Below are 15,246 nucleotides of genomic sequence, written 5' to 3'. Positions count from 1 at the left end.
GGGTGTGACGGATTTAGTAGACGGACGCGCCGTACGCGCTCAGCGCGCCGGTGACGGGCTGGAAGAACGTCGTCCCGCCCGAGGTGCAGTTGCCGCTGCCGCCGGAGGTGAGGCCCAGCGCGGTGGTGCCCGAGTAGAGCGAGCCGCCGCTGTCGCCGCCCTCGGCGCAGACGGTCGTGCGGATCATGCCGGTGACGGTGCCCTCGGCGTAGTTGACGGTCTGGTTGAGCGCGGTGACCGTCCCGGAGTGGACGTGCGTCGTGCTGCCGCTGCGGCGCACGCTCTGCCCGACGGTCGGGTTGGCCGCGGAGGTGATGTTCTGGCTGCCTCCGTAGGTGTCGACGACGCCGGTCGTGTCGGTCGGCGTGGACGAGTACTTCACGATGCCGTAGTCATGGCCCGGGAAGGTGCTGCCCGCCCTCGTGCCGAGCACGGCGGTGTGCGCCGAGTTGGAGTACCAGGTGCTGCCGAGGTTCGTGCAGTGCCCGGCGGTCAGGAAGTAGTACGCGCCGCCCACCTTGACGTTGAAGCCGAGGGAGCAGCGGTAGTTGCCGGTGTAGATCGCGTCGCCGCCGGCCGTGAACGTCCGGAACGCCCCGGCCACGCGCTCGGTGCGGACGGCCGTGCCCTGCTTGGCCGCGGCCTTCTTCACCTTCGCGAGCTTCGCGCCGGTGACGGTGCTGTCCACGGACAGGACGACCTGGTTGGTCTTCGGGTCGACGGCCCACGCCGTGCCGGGGACGGTCGCGTCCCGCTTCAGCGCGTCCATGGCCCGGTTGAGGACGGCGCCGGTCCGGGCGACGGTGCGCGGCTGCGCGCCCGCCGCGCGCACGGCGTTCGCGCTCGCGGCGTCCGACACGGTGACGACGAGCTTGCCGGACGCGTCGAGGTAGGACCCGGCGCTGCGGTCGCCGAGCGTGCGCGCGAGCGAGTCGGCGAGCCGGTTCTGGCGGTCGGCGGGGGAGGGGGCGGGGGACGTCGCCGACGCGTGCGCGGCGGGGGTGGACAGGGCGGCGGTGAGGAGCGCGGCGGCCGAGCCGACGAGGGCGACGCGGCGTGCACGCGAGTGCGGGGTACGCACTGGGAGCCTCCAGGGGGATGCGGGCGCGCCCGGTTGACGCGCCGGAGGTCTGCTGAGCATCCGTGACCCGGAGCCGTCCGCCTAGGGATGATCATGCTTATCTCAGGTGGGACGAATTGGCGGAAAACGTACGGGATATCTGCGAAGAAACGGGCATGATTGCTGGTTTGACAGTTGTAGTCGAGACGAGTGCGGCGTCCCGTCGGCCGCCGGGACACCGCACCCTCCGCGATGGGAGCCGGCCCGCGGTCAGTACCGCGGTCGTGCTGCGGTCAGGACCGCTTCAGTGCTGCGGTCAGTACAGCTCGGCGCCGAACGCCTCCAGCGCCGGGCCGACCGGCTGGAAGAAGGTCTCCCCACCGGACGTGCAGTCGCCGCTGCCGCCCGAGGTCAGCCCGAGGGCCTTGTCCCCGGCGAACAGCGACCCGCCGCTGTCGCCCGGCTCGGCGCAGACGGTGGTCTGGATGAGGCCGGAGACCGACCCCTCCTGGTAGTTCACCGTCTGGTCGAGCGCGGTCACCTTGCCGTCGTGCACCTGGGTGGTGCTGCCGCTGCGGGTGACGGTCTGCCCGACCACCGCCTCACCGGCGCCGGTGATGTCCTGCTCGCCCTTGCCGTACAGGCTCACCACGCCCTTGGTGTCGGACGGGGCGCTCGCGTACTTGACCAGGCCGTAGTCGTGGCCGGGGAAGGTCCCGTCCACGGTGTCGCCGAGCGGCGTGCCGCCCTGCGTGGCCGACCACGACTTGCCGATCGCGGTGCAGTGCCCCGCGGTCAGGAAGTAGTAGTCCGAGCCCTTCTTGACGTTGAACCCCAGCGAGCAGCGCCCGCCGTCGGTCCAGATGGCCTCGCCTCCCGCCGTCAGCGGCCGGAACTTGCCGCCGACGTGGGAGAGCCGGACGGCGGCGCCGTGCTTGGCCGCCGCCTTCTTCACCTTCGCGAGCCTCGCGCCGGTGACCGTCCTGTCGACCGACAGGACGACCTGGTCGGTCTTGGGATCGGCCGCCCAGGCGGTGCCCGGGACGGTCGCGTCCCGTTTGAGCGCGGCCATCACCTTCTTCAGATCGCCGCCCGATCGGCTGACCGTGCGTGGTTGGGCGCCCGCCGCGCGGACGGACTCGGCCGCCGTCGCGTTGGTCACGGTGACCACGAGCCTGCCGGTCGCGTCGTCCACGTACGACCCGGCGGTGGCTCCGCCGAGCTTGGTGGACAGTCCCCTGGCCAGGTGGGACTGGGCGAGCATCGGGGAGTCGGACGCCGTCTGGGCGACGTCCTCGCTCCGGGGGGTCGCGTTCGCGAGGCTCGGGACGACGGCCAGGCCGGCCGCCGTCAGTCCGAGGGCCGCGCACAGCACGACCGGTCCGCGTCCGCGGGTGTGACGGATCTTCACTGGGCCTCCAGAGGGGATTGGGCGCGCCCCTTGTGGCGCGCCGGAGGTCGCCCCCGAGCCTGGTGTCCCGCCTCGCTGAACGGAACCCGAGAATCTGCCGAAGGATCACCGCATGCGTTGGCACATTGGGTTCGAGTCCGAACCCATATTTCGGGCATGGTGGCCCGATGGCCGAAACCCGGCCGACCTTGGATGAGGCGTCCAATACCGGTCGCCGGCGGTCCGGGACGGGCCTCCCCGGCGCGTCCGGCCGGACGTATCGTCGAAGGCGGCGGGGGCGGCTGCAGGCCACGGGATCCACCCCGCCCCCGGCCTCCGCCCGTTGGAGTCGCCATGGGCATCGAGATCCGGGTGGAAGGGCTCAAGAAGTCGTTCGGGCGGCAGGTGGTGTGGGAGGACGTCACGCTCACGATCCCCGCCGGTGAGATCTCCGCGCTGCTCGGGCCGTCCGGCACGGGCAAGTCGGTCTTTCTGAAGAACCTGGTGGGGCTGCTGCGCCCGGACCGCGGCCACGTCTACGTGGACGGCCGCGACGTGCCCCGCGTCCGCGAGAACGAGCTGTACGAGGTGCGCCGCCGGTTCGGCGTCCTGTTCCAGGACGGCGCGCTGTTCGGCTCGATGAACATCTTCGACAACATCGCGTTCCCGCTGCGCGAGCACACCCGCAAGAGCGAGACCGAGATCCGGCGGATCGTCCTGGAGAAGATGGAGATGGTCGGCCTGACCGGCTCGGACGACAAGCTGCCGGGCGAGATCTCGGGCGGGATGAAGAAGCGCGCCGGGCTCGCCCGCGCGCTGGTGCTCGACCCCGAGGTGATCCTCGCCGACGAGCCCGACTCGGGACTCGACCCCGTCCGGACGGCCTACCTGAACCAGCTGTTCGTCGACCTGAACGCCGAGATGGGCGCGACGTTCCTCATCGTCACGCACGACATCGGCACCGCCCGCGTCCTGCCGGACAACCTCGGCCTGCTGTTCCGCCGGGGCCTGGTGATGTTCGGGCCGCGCGAGATGATCCTGTCGAGCACCCACCCGGCGGTGAACCAGTTCTTCAACGCCCGCCGCGAGGGCCCGATCGGCATGGCCGAGGAGAAGGACAGCGCCGAGCTCGCCGCCGAGTCGGCCCTCGGGGGCCCGGCCCCGAGGGCGCTGCCCGCGCCGATCCTGCCGCAGCTCATGCCGAGCGACGGACGCGTCCGCCCGGCGATGCGGCGGCCGGGGGAGTGGCTCGCCGCCCACCACGTCCAGCCGCCGCCCGGCTCGTTCGTCGACGAGGTCGGCCGGGACTGGCTGCGGGACTGGGATTCCCTCACCTCCGCGCGGCAACGTCCCGAGTAGCCCGGCCAATTGCGACAATCAGGACGTGACGCTGCTGCTGAACCGCACCGACCTGGAACGCCTCCTCGAACCGAGCCCGATCATCGCCGCCCTGCGCACCGGATTCACCGCCGAACCCGGCGAGACCGGCGCGCGCCGGGTGGTGACCGCGCTGCCCGGCCCGGGCAGCGCGACCGCCCTCATCCCGGGCCTGGTCACGGGCGTCCCGGCCTACACGGTCAAGGTCAACGCCAAGTTCCCCGACTCCCGTCCCGCGCTACGCGGCGTCGTCTGCCTGCACGACCTGGACTCCGGTGAACTGCTCGCGCTGCTCGACTCGGCGACCGTCACCGCCTGGCGCACCGGGCTCGCCGCCGCGCTCGGCACCGACGCGCTCGCCCGGCGCGGCGGCGGGAACGTCGCGGTCATCGGCGCGGGCGCCCAGTCCGACCTGGTGCTGTTCGGCCTCGGCGCGCTCCGCGACGTCACCGGCCTGACGGTCGCCGACCTCGACGCGGGCCGCGCCGCCGCGTTCGCCGAACGGCACGGCGAGCGGCTCGGCGTCCCGTCCGGGACCGCCGCCGACGCGCGCGCCGCCGTCGAGGGGGCGGACATCGTGATCACAGCGACCTGGGCGCGGCGCCCGCTGCTGCACGCCGCCGACATCGCCCCCGGCACCCACATCACCTCACTCGGCGCGGACGAGCGCGGCAAGACCGAGCTGGCCTCCGACCTGCTCGAACACGCCCGGGTCGTGGTCGACGACGTGCCCCTCGCGGTCGACATGGGCGTCCTCGCGACCGCGGGCCTGTCGGTACGGCACGCGGCCGGGACGCTCGGCGACCTGCTGCGCGGCGAGGTCCCCGGCCGCGTCCGGGACGAGGAGGTCACCGTCTACGCCCCGGTCGGCCTGCCCTGGCAGGATCTCGCCCTCTCCTGGACGGCCTACCGGGCCGCGCGCGAGGCGGGCGCGGGCACGTCCTTCGACTTCCTCGGCTGAGACCTGCCCGAGGCAGCCCTCCCAGGTGAGACCTTGGTCCCCCGCCGAAAGTCCGATACCGCCCGTCACCTGCGCCGATATAAGATTTGATCATGACAACCGCTTCCGGTCCCGCGCCTTCCCCCGATGTCGCGCTCGTCCTCGGACCCGGCGGCCCGGTCGGGGCGGCCTGGCTCCTCGGCCTCGCGAACGGGCTGCGCCGCGCGGGCGTCGACCTCGCCCGCGCCGACCTGATCGTCGGCACCTCGGCGGGCGCGATCGCCGCGGGTGCCCTCACCTCCGGCCGCGACCTGGACGGCCTGGCCGAGCTCCCGCCGGGCGAGCGGCTCGGCGACCCGTCCGCGATGCCCCGCGCCCTCGCGATCATGAACACGCCCGGCGCGGACCCGCGCGACTCGCTGCGCCGGGTCGGCGCGCTGGCCCGCGAGGTCACCGCGATGCCCGCCGAGCAGCACGCGGCGGCCATGGAACGCACCCTCGGCACCCGCGCGTGGCCGGACGCGAACCTGCTGGTCACCGCCGTGGACGTCGAGGCGGGCCGGCCCGTCGTCTGGACGCGCGACAGCGGCGTCCCGCTCCACGTGGCCGTCGCCTCGAGCAGCGCCGCGCCCGGAGCGGTCCGTCCGGTCCCGATCGACGGCCGCGAGTACATCGACGGCGCGTTCGGCGGCGGGTCGAACGTCCACCTCGCCGAGGGCGCCGGGACGCTGATCCTCATCGAGCCGATCGGCCACCTCATGCCCGGCCCGGACGGCGGCGCCGACCTGCGCGTCCGTCCGGACGCCGGATCCGTGGAGGCCTACGGCCCCGACCTCGGCGACCGCACCCGCTGGACCGCGGTCTACCGGGAGGGCCTGCGCCAGGCCGCCGACCTCGCCGAACCCCTGGCCGCGCCGCTGCGCTAGCCGCTCACGCGCGGCTGCTGCGAGGTGAGGTGCCAGCCCGCGCAGGTCGGGCAGCGGTAGACCCGGGTCTCCGCCTTGTCCCGGTCCTGCCGCCCCTGGCGCTGGATCGTCGCCAGCGCCAGCGTGGCGGCGATGCGGTCCCGGAAGCGCACCTTGCCCGTCGGGCAGCGACCCGGGGAGTGCTGCGGGGTTCGGCGACGGGACATCGGAACCACCTCCGGCGCATCGGGGAGATGATTCCGGTGTACATCAGGTTGGGAACAATGTCCCGACTTGAGGCGGCAAATGGGCGCAAATGACGCGAGTTACGCATTGAACCCCGTTCGCTTTCGTGTTGGGGTGGGGAGGTGATCTGGGACCGCTTCCGCCTCGACGGTCGGGTCGCCGTCGTCACCGGCGCCGGGCGCGGCATCGGCGCGGCCTCCGCCGTCGCGCTCGCGCAGGCGGGCGCCGACGTGGTGCTCGCCGCCCGCACCGAGGAGCAGCTGCGCAAGGTCGCCGCCGAGGTCGAGGCCGCCGGACGGCGCGCGCTGGTCGTCCCGTCCGACCTGGCCGACCCGGCCGCCTGCGCCGAACTGGCCGGACGCGCCGCCGAGGCGTTCGGGCGGATCGACGTCGTCGTCAACAACGTCGGCGGCGCCATGCCCCGCGCCTTCCTCGACACCTCCCCGGCGGACCTGGAGGAGGCGTTCCGGTTCAACGTCTCCGGCGCGCACGCCCTGACCAGCGCCGCCGTCCCGCACATGCTCGCCGGCGGAGGGGGCGCGGTCGTCAACATCGCGTCCGCGATGGGACGGATGGCCGGACGCGGCTACCTCGCCTACGGAACGGCCAAGGCGGCGCTCGCCCACTACACCCGCCTCGCCGCCTGCGACCTCGCGCCGCACGTCCGCGTCAACGCGATCGCCGTCGGGTCGGTCGCGACGTCCGCGCTCGACATCGTCATGACCGACGACGGCCTCCGGACGCACATGGAGGCCAACACGCCGCTGCGCCGCATCGGCGACCCCGAGGAAGTGGCCGCGTCCGTCCTCTACCTCGCCTCGCCCGCCGCCGGATACGTCACCGGGACCCTCCTGCGCGTGGACGGCGGCACCGACGTCCCCAACCTCGACCTCGGCCTGCCCGATCTCGCAGCGTCCGATCTCGCGGTGCCCGACCTCGCCGCCGACCGGCCCGGCCCGGAGGAGTGACCATGACGTACCGCGTCGCGCTGTGGGGAACCGGCAACGTCGGACGGCACGCCCTCGCGGGCATCGTCGCCCGCCCCGACCTGGAACTCGTCGGCGTCTGGACGTCCACCCCCGCCAAGGCCGGACGCGACGCCGGGGAACTGTGCGGGCTCGCCCCGGTCGGCGTCGCCGCGTCCGGCGACGAGGCCGAGATCCTCGCGCGCGGCGTCGACTGCGTCGTCTACACCTGCATGGCCGACGTCCGCATCCAGGAGGCCCTGGACGACCTCGCCCGGCTGCTGCGCGCCGGCGTGGACGTCGTGTCCGCCAGCCCGGTGTTCCTCCAGTTCCCCGACCAGGTCATCCCGGACGGGATGAGCGCGCCGATCCGCGCGGCGGCGGCCGAGGGCGGCGCGTCGCTGTTCGTCAACGGCATCGACCCCGGCTTCGCCAACGACGTCCTGCCGATCGCGCTGTCGGGGATCGCCGAGCGCATCGACCAGATCCGCTGCATGGAGATCCTCAACTACGCCACCTACGACCAGGGCACCGTCCTGTTCGACATCATGGGCTTCGGCAAGCCGCTCGACGAGACCCCGATGCTGCTGCTCCCCGGCGTGCTGAGCATGGGCTGGGGCAGCGTCGTTCGGCAGCTCGCCGCCGCCCTCGACGTCGAGCTCGACGACGTCGAGGAGCACCACGTCCGGCTGCCCGCGCCCGAGACGTTCGAGATCGCGTCCGGGACGATCGAGAAGGGCACGGCCGCCGCGCTCCGCTTCGAACTGCGCGGCATGTCCGGCGGACGGCCCGTCATCGTCCTGGAGCACGTGACCCGGCTGCGCGACGACCTCGCGCCCGACTGGCCACAGCCGTCCGGGCAGGGGTGCTACCGCGTCGAGCTCACCGGCGAGCCGAACTACACGCTCGACCTGCGGCTGCTCGGCTCAGACGGCGACCACAACACCGCCGGACTGAAGGCGACCGCGATGCGGATCGTCAACGCCGTCCCGGCCGTCGTCGCGTCCCCGCCCGGCCTGCTCACCGCCCTCGACCTGCCCCTGATCCCCGGCCGCGGCCTGGCCTGACCCGCTACAGGTTCTCGCGGTGTGCGAGGGCGGCGGCCTGCGTGCGGCTCGTGACGTTCAGCTTGGCCAGGATGTTCGACACGTGCACGCTCGCGGTCTTGGGGGAGATGAACAGCGTCGCCGCGATCTCCTTGTTGCCCATGCCCGTCGCCACCAGCTTCAGCACCTCACGCTCGCGCGAGGTGAGCCCGCCGAGGGGGCCGCGGTCGCTCGCCGCGCCGCCTTCGTGGCGGGACCGGTCGTCCGAGAGCCGCGCCCGCGAGCCAAGGTCGCGCAGCACCCGCAGCAGCGGACGCGCGTCCAGCCGCTCCGCGTCGGCGACCGCCGCGCGCCACTCCTCCGCCGCGCCGTCCCGGTCGCCGTGCTCGGCGAGCGACTCCGCCAGCCGCCACCGCGACCGCGCGACCTCGTAGACGAACCCGTAGTCGAAGATGTCCCGGGCGGCCCGCCAGTGCTCCGGCCCGTCCGTGCCGTGCGCGCGCCGCCACTCGGCCTCCGCCCGCGCCAGCCAGCCGCGCCCCTCGGCGCCCATCCACGCGTCGTGCCGTCCGTCCAGGCTGTGCGTCGCCGCGAACCGGGCCCGCTCCACCAGATCGTCGGCGGCGGCACAAGCGGCGGCCTCGGCGGCGGCGTCCTTGGAACGCCGCGCCCGGACGGCCCGGTCGGCGTGCGCCCACAGCCCCACCGCCGCGATCCGGATCAGGCTGGTGTGGGCCGGCCGCTCGTTCCGCAGGACGTTGGCGACGTGCTCCAGCGCCCCGGTGTCGTCGCCGTCCCACATCCGCTGCTCGGCGGCCATGCCGCGCGCGACATACGCCAGGAACGTGTCGTCGTCCCACAACGGCGCGATCCACTGGAGCCGGTGCGTGGCGCGCGTGCTGCCCCGCCCCACGTCCAGGAACAGCGCGTACGCGGACACGACCGCCTCCACGTCCCGCGCCACGCGGATGCCGAACCCGTCGGCGATCTCGGACGCCCGGTCCCAGTCGCCGTCGGTGTAGGCGATCAGGAACTGGAGGAACCGCAGGTTGATGCCGTAGGTCGACCAGGCGAGCCCGTTGTCGAGAGTGAACCGGACGGCCTCGTCCGCCAACGCGCGGGCGCGCGCGAGCTCGCCCATCTCGTACGGCAGGTGCGCCTGGACGTACAGCGCGCGCAACATCACCTGCATGTTGCCCGAGGTCCGCGCCAGCCGCACCGCGTCGGAGTAGGCGCGCGTCACCTCCGGCCCCGGCCCGAGCGTCGCCTCGGTGTGCTGCCCCAGCGAGATCAGCGCGGCGGCCTCGGCGGACGGCACGTCCGCCTCGCGCGCCACGCGCAGCGTCTCGGCCGCCATCGCCGGAACCTCGTCGAACCGTTCGGGCGTGGCCAGCAGCGACCGCACATAGGTCGCCAGTACGCGCGCCCGCGCGGGAGTCGGCGGCTTCTCCGGAGTGAGGTCGAGCGCCTCCTGAGCCCACTTGCGTGACTCGTCCAGATGGTCGGTCTCGTGGAGGTAGTACGCCAGGCGCTCGCGGACCTCCGCGCTGAGCGCCTTGTCCTCCGGATCGACCAGGGCCAGCAGGCGCCGCAGCCGCTGCACCGCCCGGCGCACGTCCCCGGCCCGCGCGGACGACCGGACCGCCGCCCACTCCAGCTCCACCCGGCTCATGCCCGCCGCCTCGTCCGGCCCGGGCACGCTGTCCCACAGCGACAGCGCCTGGTCGTAGTGCTCGTACGCCTCGTCCGGCGCGCCCATCCGCTCGGCGTCCTTGCCCGCCCGCACGGACGCGGCGAACCCCGTCGGCAGGTCGTGCGCCGCCATCGAGTGGTAGGCCAGCTCCGCGGCGGCGCGCGGCGTCCGGTTCGCGTCCGGGACCTGTTCACCGGCCGGTGCGAGGGCCTGGAGGAACTCGGCCGCGAACGCGCGGTGCAGGCGGGTGCGCTCACCGGGAAGCAGATCGGCGTAGACGGCCTCGCGGAGCAGCGCGTGCCGGAACGTGTACCCGGCGGTGCCGCTCGGCACCAGGATCTGGTGCGACACCACTTCGCGGAGCGCCTCGCCCGCCGCGTCCTCCGACAGTCCGGAGACGTGGCGCAGCAGCTCGTCGTCCACGCGGCGCCCGGCGACGGCCGCGACCCGCACCACGTGCTGGGCGTCCTCGGACAGCCGCTCCACCCGCGCGAGCAGCAGGTCGGCCAGCGCGGACGGCAGCTCCCGGTCGTCGGCCGCCGCGAACAGCTCGCCCGCGTAGAACGGGTTGCCCTCCGACCGCCGGTGGACCTGGTCGACCAGGTCGGGGGACGGTTTGGCGCCCGCCCCGGACAGCGAGGCCAGGAACTCCGACGTCTCGTTCGGCCGGAACGGCTGCAACTCGACCGCCGTGACGTTCGGCAGCCGCAGCAGCTCGGCGACGACCGGCCGCAGCGGGTGCCGCCGGTGGAGGTCGTCGGTCCGGTAGGTGCCGACCAAGCAGACCCGCTCCCGCTGGAGCACCCGGCTCAGGAAGACCAGGAGGTTGCGGGTGGAACGGTCCGCCCAGTGCAGGTCCTCCAGGACGAGCAGCACCGGACGCTGCCCGCCGAGCTCGCCCAGGAGCCCGAGCGTCGCGCCGAGCAGCTGCTGCCTGCCCAGGTCGGACGCCTCGTCCGGCGCGCCGTCGCCGTCGGGCAGCAGCCTGCGCAGCACCGGACGGTCCACCAGCGCCGTCTCGAGCGCCTCGCGCTCGGCCCCGGCGGACTGCGGGTCGCGCAGCGCCGTCCAGAGGGCGTCGGCCAGCGGCAGGTAGGGCATCGACTCGCCGAGCGCGGCGCACTGCCCGGTCAACACGGCGAAACCGCGCTCCCGCGCGGTCGTGGTGAGCTCGCCGACCAGGTGCGTCTTGCCCACCCCGGCGTCCCCGCCCACGAGGACGACCCCGGCGTGTCCGGCGGCGGCCCGGTCCAACGCCGCGGTGAGCGCGGCGAACTGTGCCTTCCTGCCGATCAGCACCCTTGTCAGCACCTCCGTGAGAGTTGCCTCAGTATGCCATCGGACCAGGACGATTCAGGCAGGCCCCGGCCCCCGGTCCTGGGAGGACCGGGGGCCGGGACGGCACCGGGCCGCCGGACGGGAGTGACGGACGGCCCGGCAGGTCACACCGTGCGCGACGAGGGTCAGCGCGGCGAGCCCACAAGATCACTGCCGGACTCGGCCACCACCCGGTCAGCGCTCGACCCGGACCGGGACTCGGACCCGGACTTGGACTTCGAACGGGACCCGGACTTCGACCTGGACCCGGACTCGGACGCGGTTCCGGGCGCGGTTCCGGACTCGGCCCCGGACTCGGACGAGGCTCCGGACGCGGGCTCGGGCTCGCGCTCGGGCTCCGGCGCGGGGGCCGGGATCCTGATCGGCTCGGGCGCCTCCTCCGGATCCTGGTCCGGCTCCGGCAGGGTCTCGGGCTCGGGGATGACCGTGAGGTAGACCCGCTCGGTCTCGTCGGCGATGCGGTTCCAGCCGTGCCGGGAGCGGGCGCGGTCGGCGGCGGCGATCGCGTAGCCGCGCCGCATGGTCTCCTCGGCGAGCAGCCCCCGGACGGCCAGCCCGATCTGGCGCGGACGGCCCGCCTGGACGTGCAGCCCGGTGATCTTGTCGAGCACCGCGTCCGCGTTCGTCCCGACCGGCGTCACGACCGCCGGGACGCCGCAGGCCATCGCCTCCAGCGCGGACGTCGGCGCGGGCTGCGCGGGGGCCAGGCTGAGCGCGAGCCGGGTCGTCCGCAGCAGCCGCGGCAGCGACCGGCGCGGCACCCGGCCGAGGAAGATCACCCGGTCCGAGACGTGCAGCTCCTTGGCGAGGACTGTCAGCCGATGCACCGACGCGTCGTTCTCCAGCTCCTCCCGGTCCGGGCCGCCCGCGACGGCCAGCTCGGCGTCCGGGACGTGCTGCAACGCCCGCAGCGCGGTCTCGGCCGAGCCGTCCGACAGGTTCCGCGCGACCACCGTGAGCCGCTGCCGGTCGCCGTGCGGCATCGCCGGGCCGACCTCGGAGAACAGGTCCACGTCCACGCCGGGCGGGACGACCCGGACGATGTCGCGCGCGACGCCCGTCCGCACCGCGTCGGCGGCCTCGTCGGCGCAGCGGGCGAGGACGGCGGCGGCGCCGCGGCCGATGGCACGCTCCAGCCGGGCGCGCGCGGGGTGGACGGTCCGTCCGGCGCGCGCCTCGGTCGCGGCCATGCCGTGGAAGGTCTGGACGAAGGGGATGCCGAGCTCACCGGCGACGGCGCACGCGGCGAGCCCGCCGATCCAGCCGTGCGCGTGGACCACCTCCGGGCGTCCGGCGCCGGACCAGCGGCGGCGCAGCTCGTCGGCCAGGTCGCGGACGTGGTCGAGGAGCCGGTCGTCCGGCAGCGGACGCTCCGGTCCCGCGGTCAGGTTGAACAGCGTGGCGCCGGACGCGAGCCGCGTGCGACCGCGGGCGTCGGGGGAGCAGCGGCGGCCGTAGACCGAGACGCGGTGCCCGGCCCCGCCCTCGTCCTCGGGACGGCCGAGGGCGCGCGCGAGCTCACGGACATGGGACACCTGGGACCGGTCTCCGCCGAAGTCGGAAGCGGACACGAGAGCGATGTTCAGGGACCGACGCATGGGGGACCTCCGGGTCAGCACAGGGGTAACCGGGAGGTATCTGCGTCGTAGACACCTGTTCGAAGCGCGAGTGACCTGCGGGAAAGCGCCCGCTGGGGGCGCAGGGGGCGGGGGGTTTTCTGTCCCCACCCGGTTTCAGGCGGTCACGACGACCATAGTCCCCGATCGCCGGACCGGGCAAACGTGACGGTGTCGGGCATCACGCCGAAAGTGGCGCGTCCGCCAAAGCATTCTCACCGTCCAGTGACAGTCATTCGGCTCGTCACCTGACGAAACCGGCAGGAACGAGTCGAAGAGGATGACATCCGACATGACCCGTAAATTCGCTTCGCCGGGAACCGTGGGATTCGCGACGCCGTCCTAACGGCATGCCGACTCCCCGCTCTCTCGCCGTCCTGGCATGCGCGACGGCGCTCACCACAGGCGTCGCGGCCTGCGGCGACCAGACGCCCAAGGCGCACGAGCTGCGCGGCGCCGTGATCAAGGTGCCGCCCGGCGACCCCCGCCCCCTCGGACGCGCCGACACCGCGTTCGGTTTCGGACTGCTCTCCTCCTGGTGCGGCGCCGACCCGAACGCCAACATCGTGCTGTCGCCGAGCAGCGTCGCGTCCAGCCTCGGCATGGCCTACCAGGGCGCGCGAGGCCGGACCGCCACCGCCATGGCCCGCGCCCTGCACCTGCCGTCCGGCGATCTGCTGCCCGGCCTCCGCGCGCGCATGAGCGAGATGCGGTCGTTCAACACCAAGAAGGCGTCCGTCAAGGTCTCCGACCAGATCTGGGCCAACACCGGCATCCCCACCGACAAGGGCTACCTGGACAAGCTCGCCACCGGATACGACGCGGGCCTGAAGACCCTCGACTTCGCCGAGAAGCCCGAGGACGCCCGCAAGGCGATCAACGCCCAGATCAAGAAGGACACCGGCGGGAAGATCGCCGAACTGCTCCCGAAGGGCCAGATCACCTCCCACACCGGCTGGGTCCTCACCGACGCCGTCCACCTCAGGGCCGAATGGCGGACGAAGTTCAAGTCCGGCGCCACCGACCGCTTCACCACCTCGGACGGACGGACCGTCCAGGCCAGGTTCATGGACGCCGAGAGCCACTTCGGCTACGCCCACACCGCCGGATGGACGGCCGTCGACCTGCCCTACTCCGGCGACAGGCTCCGCATGACCGCGCTGGTCCCGGACAAGTCCGCCCACGGCTGCCCGAACCTCACCGCCGCGACCTTCGACCGGCTCACCGCCACGCTCGCCACGGGCACCCCCGTCCAGCTCTTCATGCCCAAGACGGACCTCTCGTCCCAACGCGAACTCACACCGCTGCTCACCCGCCTCGGCATGGGCGTCGCGTTCTCCGGCCAGGCCGACCTGCGCGGCATCTCACCGAAGGCGGAGAGGATCGGCTTCGTCCGGCACGCCGCCACCCTCAGGGTGGACGAGAAGGGCACCGAGGGCGCCGCGGCCACCGGCACCGGCATCGAGGCGACCGCCGCGCCCGCGCCCACCAAGAAGATCGAGGTCGCCCTCGACCGCCCGTACCTCATGATCGTCCGCGACACGAAGACCGGAGAGCCGTTCTTCATGGCCCGCGTCGCCGACCCCACCCGACAATGACCGGGTGATGCTCTGGTACGCCGCCTACGGCTCCAACCTGCGCCGCGACCGTTTCCTCTGCTACCTGGAAGGCGGCCGTCCGGAGGGCGGCGCGCGCACCAACACCGGCTGCCGCGACCCGCGACCGCCCGCCGCCGACCGTCCCGTCCTCCTTCCGGGCGGCATCTACTTCGCCCTGGAGTCCCTGGTCTGGGGCGGCGGCATGGCCTTCTACGACCCGACCCTGGACGGCGAGGCCCCGGCCCGCGCCTACCTGCTGACCTCCGGCCAGTTCGGCGACGTCCTCGCCCAGGAGATGCGCCGCGAGGTCGGCGCCGACATCGACCTCACCCCCGCCGTCACCACCGGCCGCCAGACCCTCGGCCCGGGCCGCTACGACACCGTCCTGAAGGTGGGTGAGGTGGCCGGACACCCCATGCTCACCTTCACCTCGCCCCACGGCGCCGCCGAGGCCGACCTCAACGCCCCGTCCGCCGCCTACCTCGCCATGCTCACCGCCGGACTCCGCGAGTCCCACGGCTGGCCCCCCGACCGGATCACCACCTACCTGATGACCCGCCCCGGCGCGCTTGGTACCGTTCGCCCATGAACGTCGGTGATGTGGTGGAAGACTTTGAACTTCCGGACGAGACCGGCACGTCCCGCCGCCTCAGCGACCTGCTGGCGGACGGCCCGGTCGTCCTTTTCTTCTACCCCGCCGCCCTCTCACCCGGCTGCACCGCCGAGGCCTGCCACTTCCGCGACGTGGCCGAGGAACTCGCCGACCTGGGAGCCCGTCCCGTCGGCATCAGCGGCGACGCCCCCGCCAAACAGCACGAGTTCACCAAGCGCCACTCCCTCGGCTACCCCCTGCTCTCCGACCCCGACGGCGCCGTCCGGGCCCTCTTCGGCGTCAAACGCGGCTTCGCCCTGGCCCCCACCCGCCGCCAGACCTTCGTCATCGCCCAGGACCGCCGCATCCTGGAGATCATCAAGTCCGAAGTCCGCATGAACGTCCACGCCGACCGAGCCCTGACCACCCTCCGCAACCTCTAACCCACCCAACCCCCCACGACGGCGCCAGACCGGTGCC

General features: G+C 73.5%; 13 protein-coding genes. 8 read left to right on the top strand and 5 right to left on the bottom strand.

The features are described from left to right. Positions 1-13: 13 nt before the first annotated feature. Both P696_RS0128090 and P696_RS0128085 read right to left on the bottom strand, forming a co-directional pair. Entirely contained in the window at positions 14-1,081 is a 1,068-nt protein-coding gene (locus P696_RS0128090; RefSeq protein ID WP_026414926.1) for a S1 family peptidase, read from the bottom strand. 295 nt (positions 1,082-1,376) lie between these two features. Then, positions 1,377-2,471, bottom strand: coding sequence for a S1 family peptidase (locus P696_RS0128085; RefSeq protein ID WP_084338275.1), 1,095 nt, complete (start codon positions 2,469-2,471; stop codon positions 1,377-1,379). A 333-nt stretch (positions 2,472-2,804) separates the two neighbouring features. Between P696_RS0128085 and P696_RS0128080 the strand changes: the two genes are divergently transcribed. The 3 genes from P696_RS0128080 (at position 2,805) to P696_RS48675 (ending at position 5,693) form a co-directional block, all read left to right on the top strand. Next, positions 2,805-3,809 (top strand): ABC transporter ATP-binding protein, encoded by a 1,005-nt coding sequence (locus P696_RS0128080; protein WP_026414924.1) that lies wholly within the window; start codon positions 2,805-2,807, stop codon positions 3,807-3,809. A 25-nt stretch (positions 3,810-3,834) separates the two neighbouring features. Then, the gene (locus P696_RS0128075) at positions 3,835-4,788 is read left to right on the top strand and encodes an ornithine cyclodeaminase family protein (protein WP_026414923.1); all 954 of its coding nucleotides are present in this window, start codon (positions 3,835-3,837) and stop codon (positions 4,786-4,788) included. Between the two features lie 92 nt (positions 4,789-4,880). After that, positions 4,881-5,693, top strand: coding sequence for a patatin-like phospholipase family protein (locus tag P696_RS48675; RefSeq protein ID WP_051468273.1), 813 nt, complete (start codon positions 4,881-4,883; stop codon positions 5,691-5,693). Here the strand turns inward: P696_RS48675 and P696_RS56285 are convergent. Continuing rightward, positions 5,690-5,899 (bottom strand): hypothetical protein, encoded by a 210-nt coding sequence (locus tag P696_RS56285; RefSeq protein ID WP_034487338.1) that lies wholly within the window; start codon positions 5,897-5,899, stop codon positions 5,690-5,692. The two genes, P696_RS48675 and P696_RS56285, sit on opposite strands and share 4 nt — an antisense overlap. 141 nt (positions 5,900-6,040) lie before the next feature. Here P696_RS56285 and P696_RS48665 point away from each other — a divergent pair, with 141 nt between their 5' ends. Together P696_RS48665 and P696_RS0128055 are read left to right on the top strand one after the other, a co-directional pair. Next, a complete protein-coding gene (locus tag P696_RS48665) occupies positions 6,041-6,886 on the top strand; it encodes an SDR family oxidoreductase (RefSeq protein ID WP_051468272.1) in 846 nt (281 codons plus the stop codon). 2 nt (positions 6,887-6,888) lie between these two features. Then, positions 6,889-7,950: an NAD(P)H-dependent amine dehydrogenase family protein gene (locus tag P696_RS0128055; RefSeq protein WP_026414922.1), complete on the top strand. Its 1,062-nt coding sequence runs from the start codon at positions 6,889-6,891 to the stop codon at positions 7,948-7,950. Between the two features lie 4 nt (positions 7,951-7,954). On the opposite strand, the gene P696_RS58875 is transcribed toward P696_RS0128055, so the two are convergent. After that, positions 7,955-10,921, bottom strand: a complete 2,967-nt coding sequence (locus P696_RS58875; RefSeq protein WP_281174998.1) for a helix-turn-helix transcriptional regulator — start codon at positions 10,919-10,921, stop codon at positions 7,955-7,957. Between the two features lie 164 nt (positions 10,922-11,085). Next, a complete protein-coding gene (locus P696_RS48660; RefSeq protein WP_245627842.1) occupies positions 11,086-12,531 on the bottom strand; it encodes a glycosyltransferase in 1,446 nt (481 codons plus the stop codon). 395 nt (positions 12,532-12,926) lie between these two features. Here P696_RS48660 and P696_RS0128040 point away from each other — a divergent pair, with 395 nt between their 5' ends. The 3 genes from P696_RS0128040 to P696_RS0128030 are packed head-to-tail and all read left to right on the top strand — an operon-like array spanning position 12,927 to position 15,209. Next, a complete protein-coding gene (locus tag P696_RS0128040; RefSeq protein WP_026414920.1) occupies positions 12,927-14,174 on the top strand; it encodes a serpin family protein in 1,248 nt (415 codons plus the stop codon). A gap of 7 nt (positions 14,175-14,181) precedes the next feature. After that, positions 14,182-14,763, top strand: coding sequence for a hypothetical protein (locus tag P696_RS48655; protein WP_034487404.1), 582 nt, complete (start codon positions 14,182-14,184; stop codon positions 14,761-14,763). Continuing rightward, the gene (locus P696_RS0128030; protein WP_026414919.1) at positions 14,760-15,209 is read left to right on the top strand and encodes a peroxiredoxin; all 450 of its coding nucleotides are present in this window, start codon (positions 14,760-14,762) and stop codon (positions 15,207-15,209) included. The genes P696_RS48655 and P696_RS0128030 overlap by 4 nt, the downstream gene beginning before the upstream one ends. The last annotated feature ends 37 nt before the right edge of the window (positions 15,210-15,246 follow it).

This window comes from Actinomadura oligospora ATCC 43269, from assembly GCF_000518265.1.
In the GTDB taxonomy this organism is placed as follows: Bacteria; Actinomycetota; Actinomycetes; order Streptosporangiales; family Streptosporangiaceae; genus Spirillospora; species Spirillospora oligospora.
The sequence above is the reverse complement of the archived record's forward strand: the minus strand, read 5'-3'. Positions and strand labels throughout refer to the sequence as shown.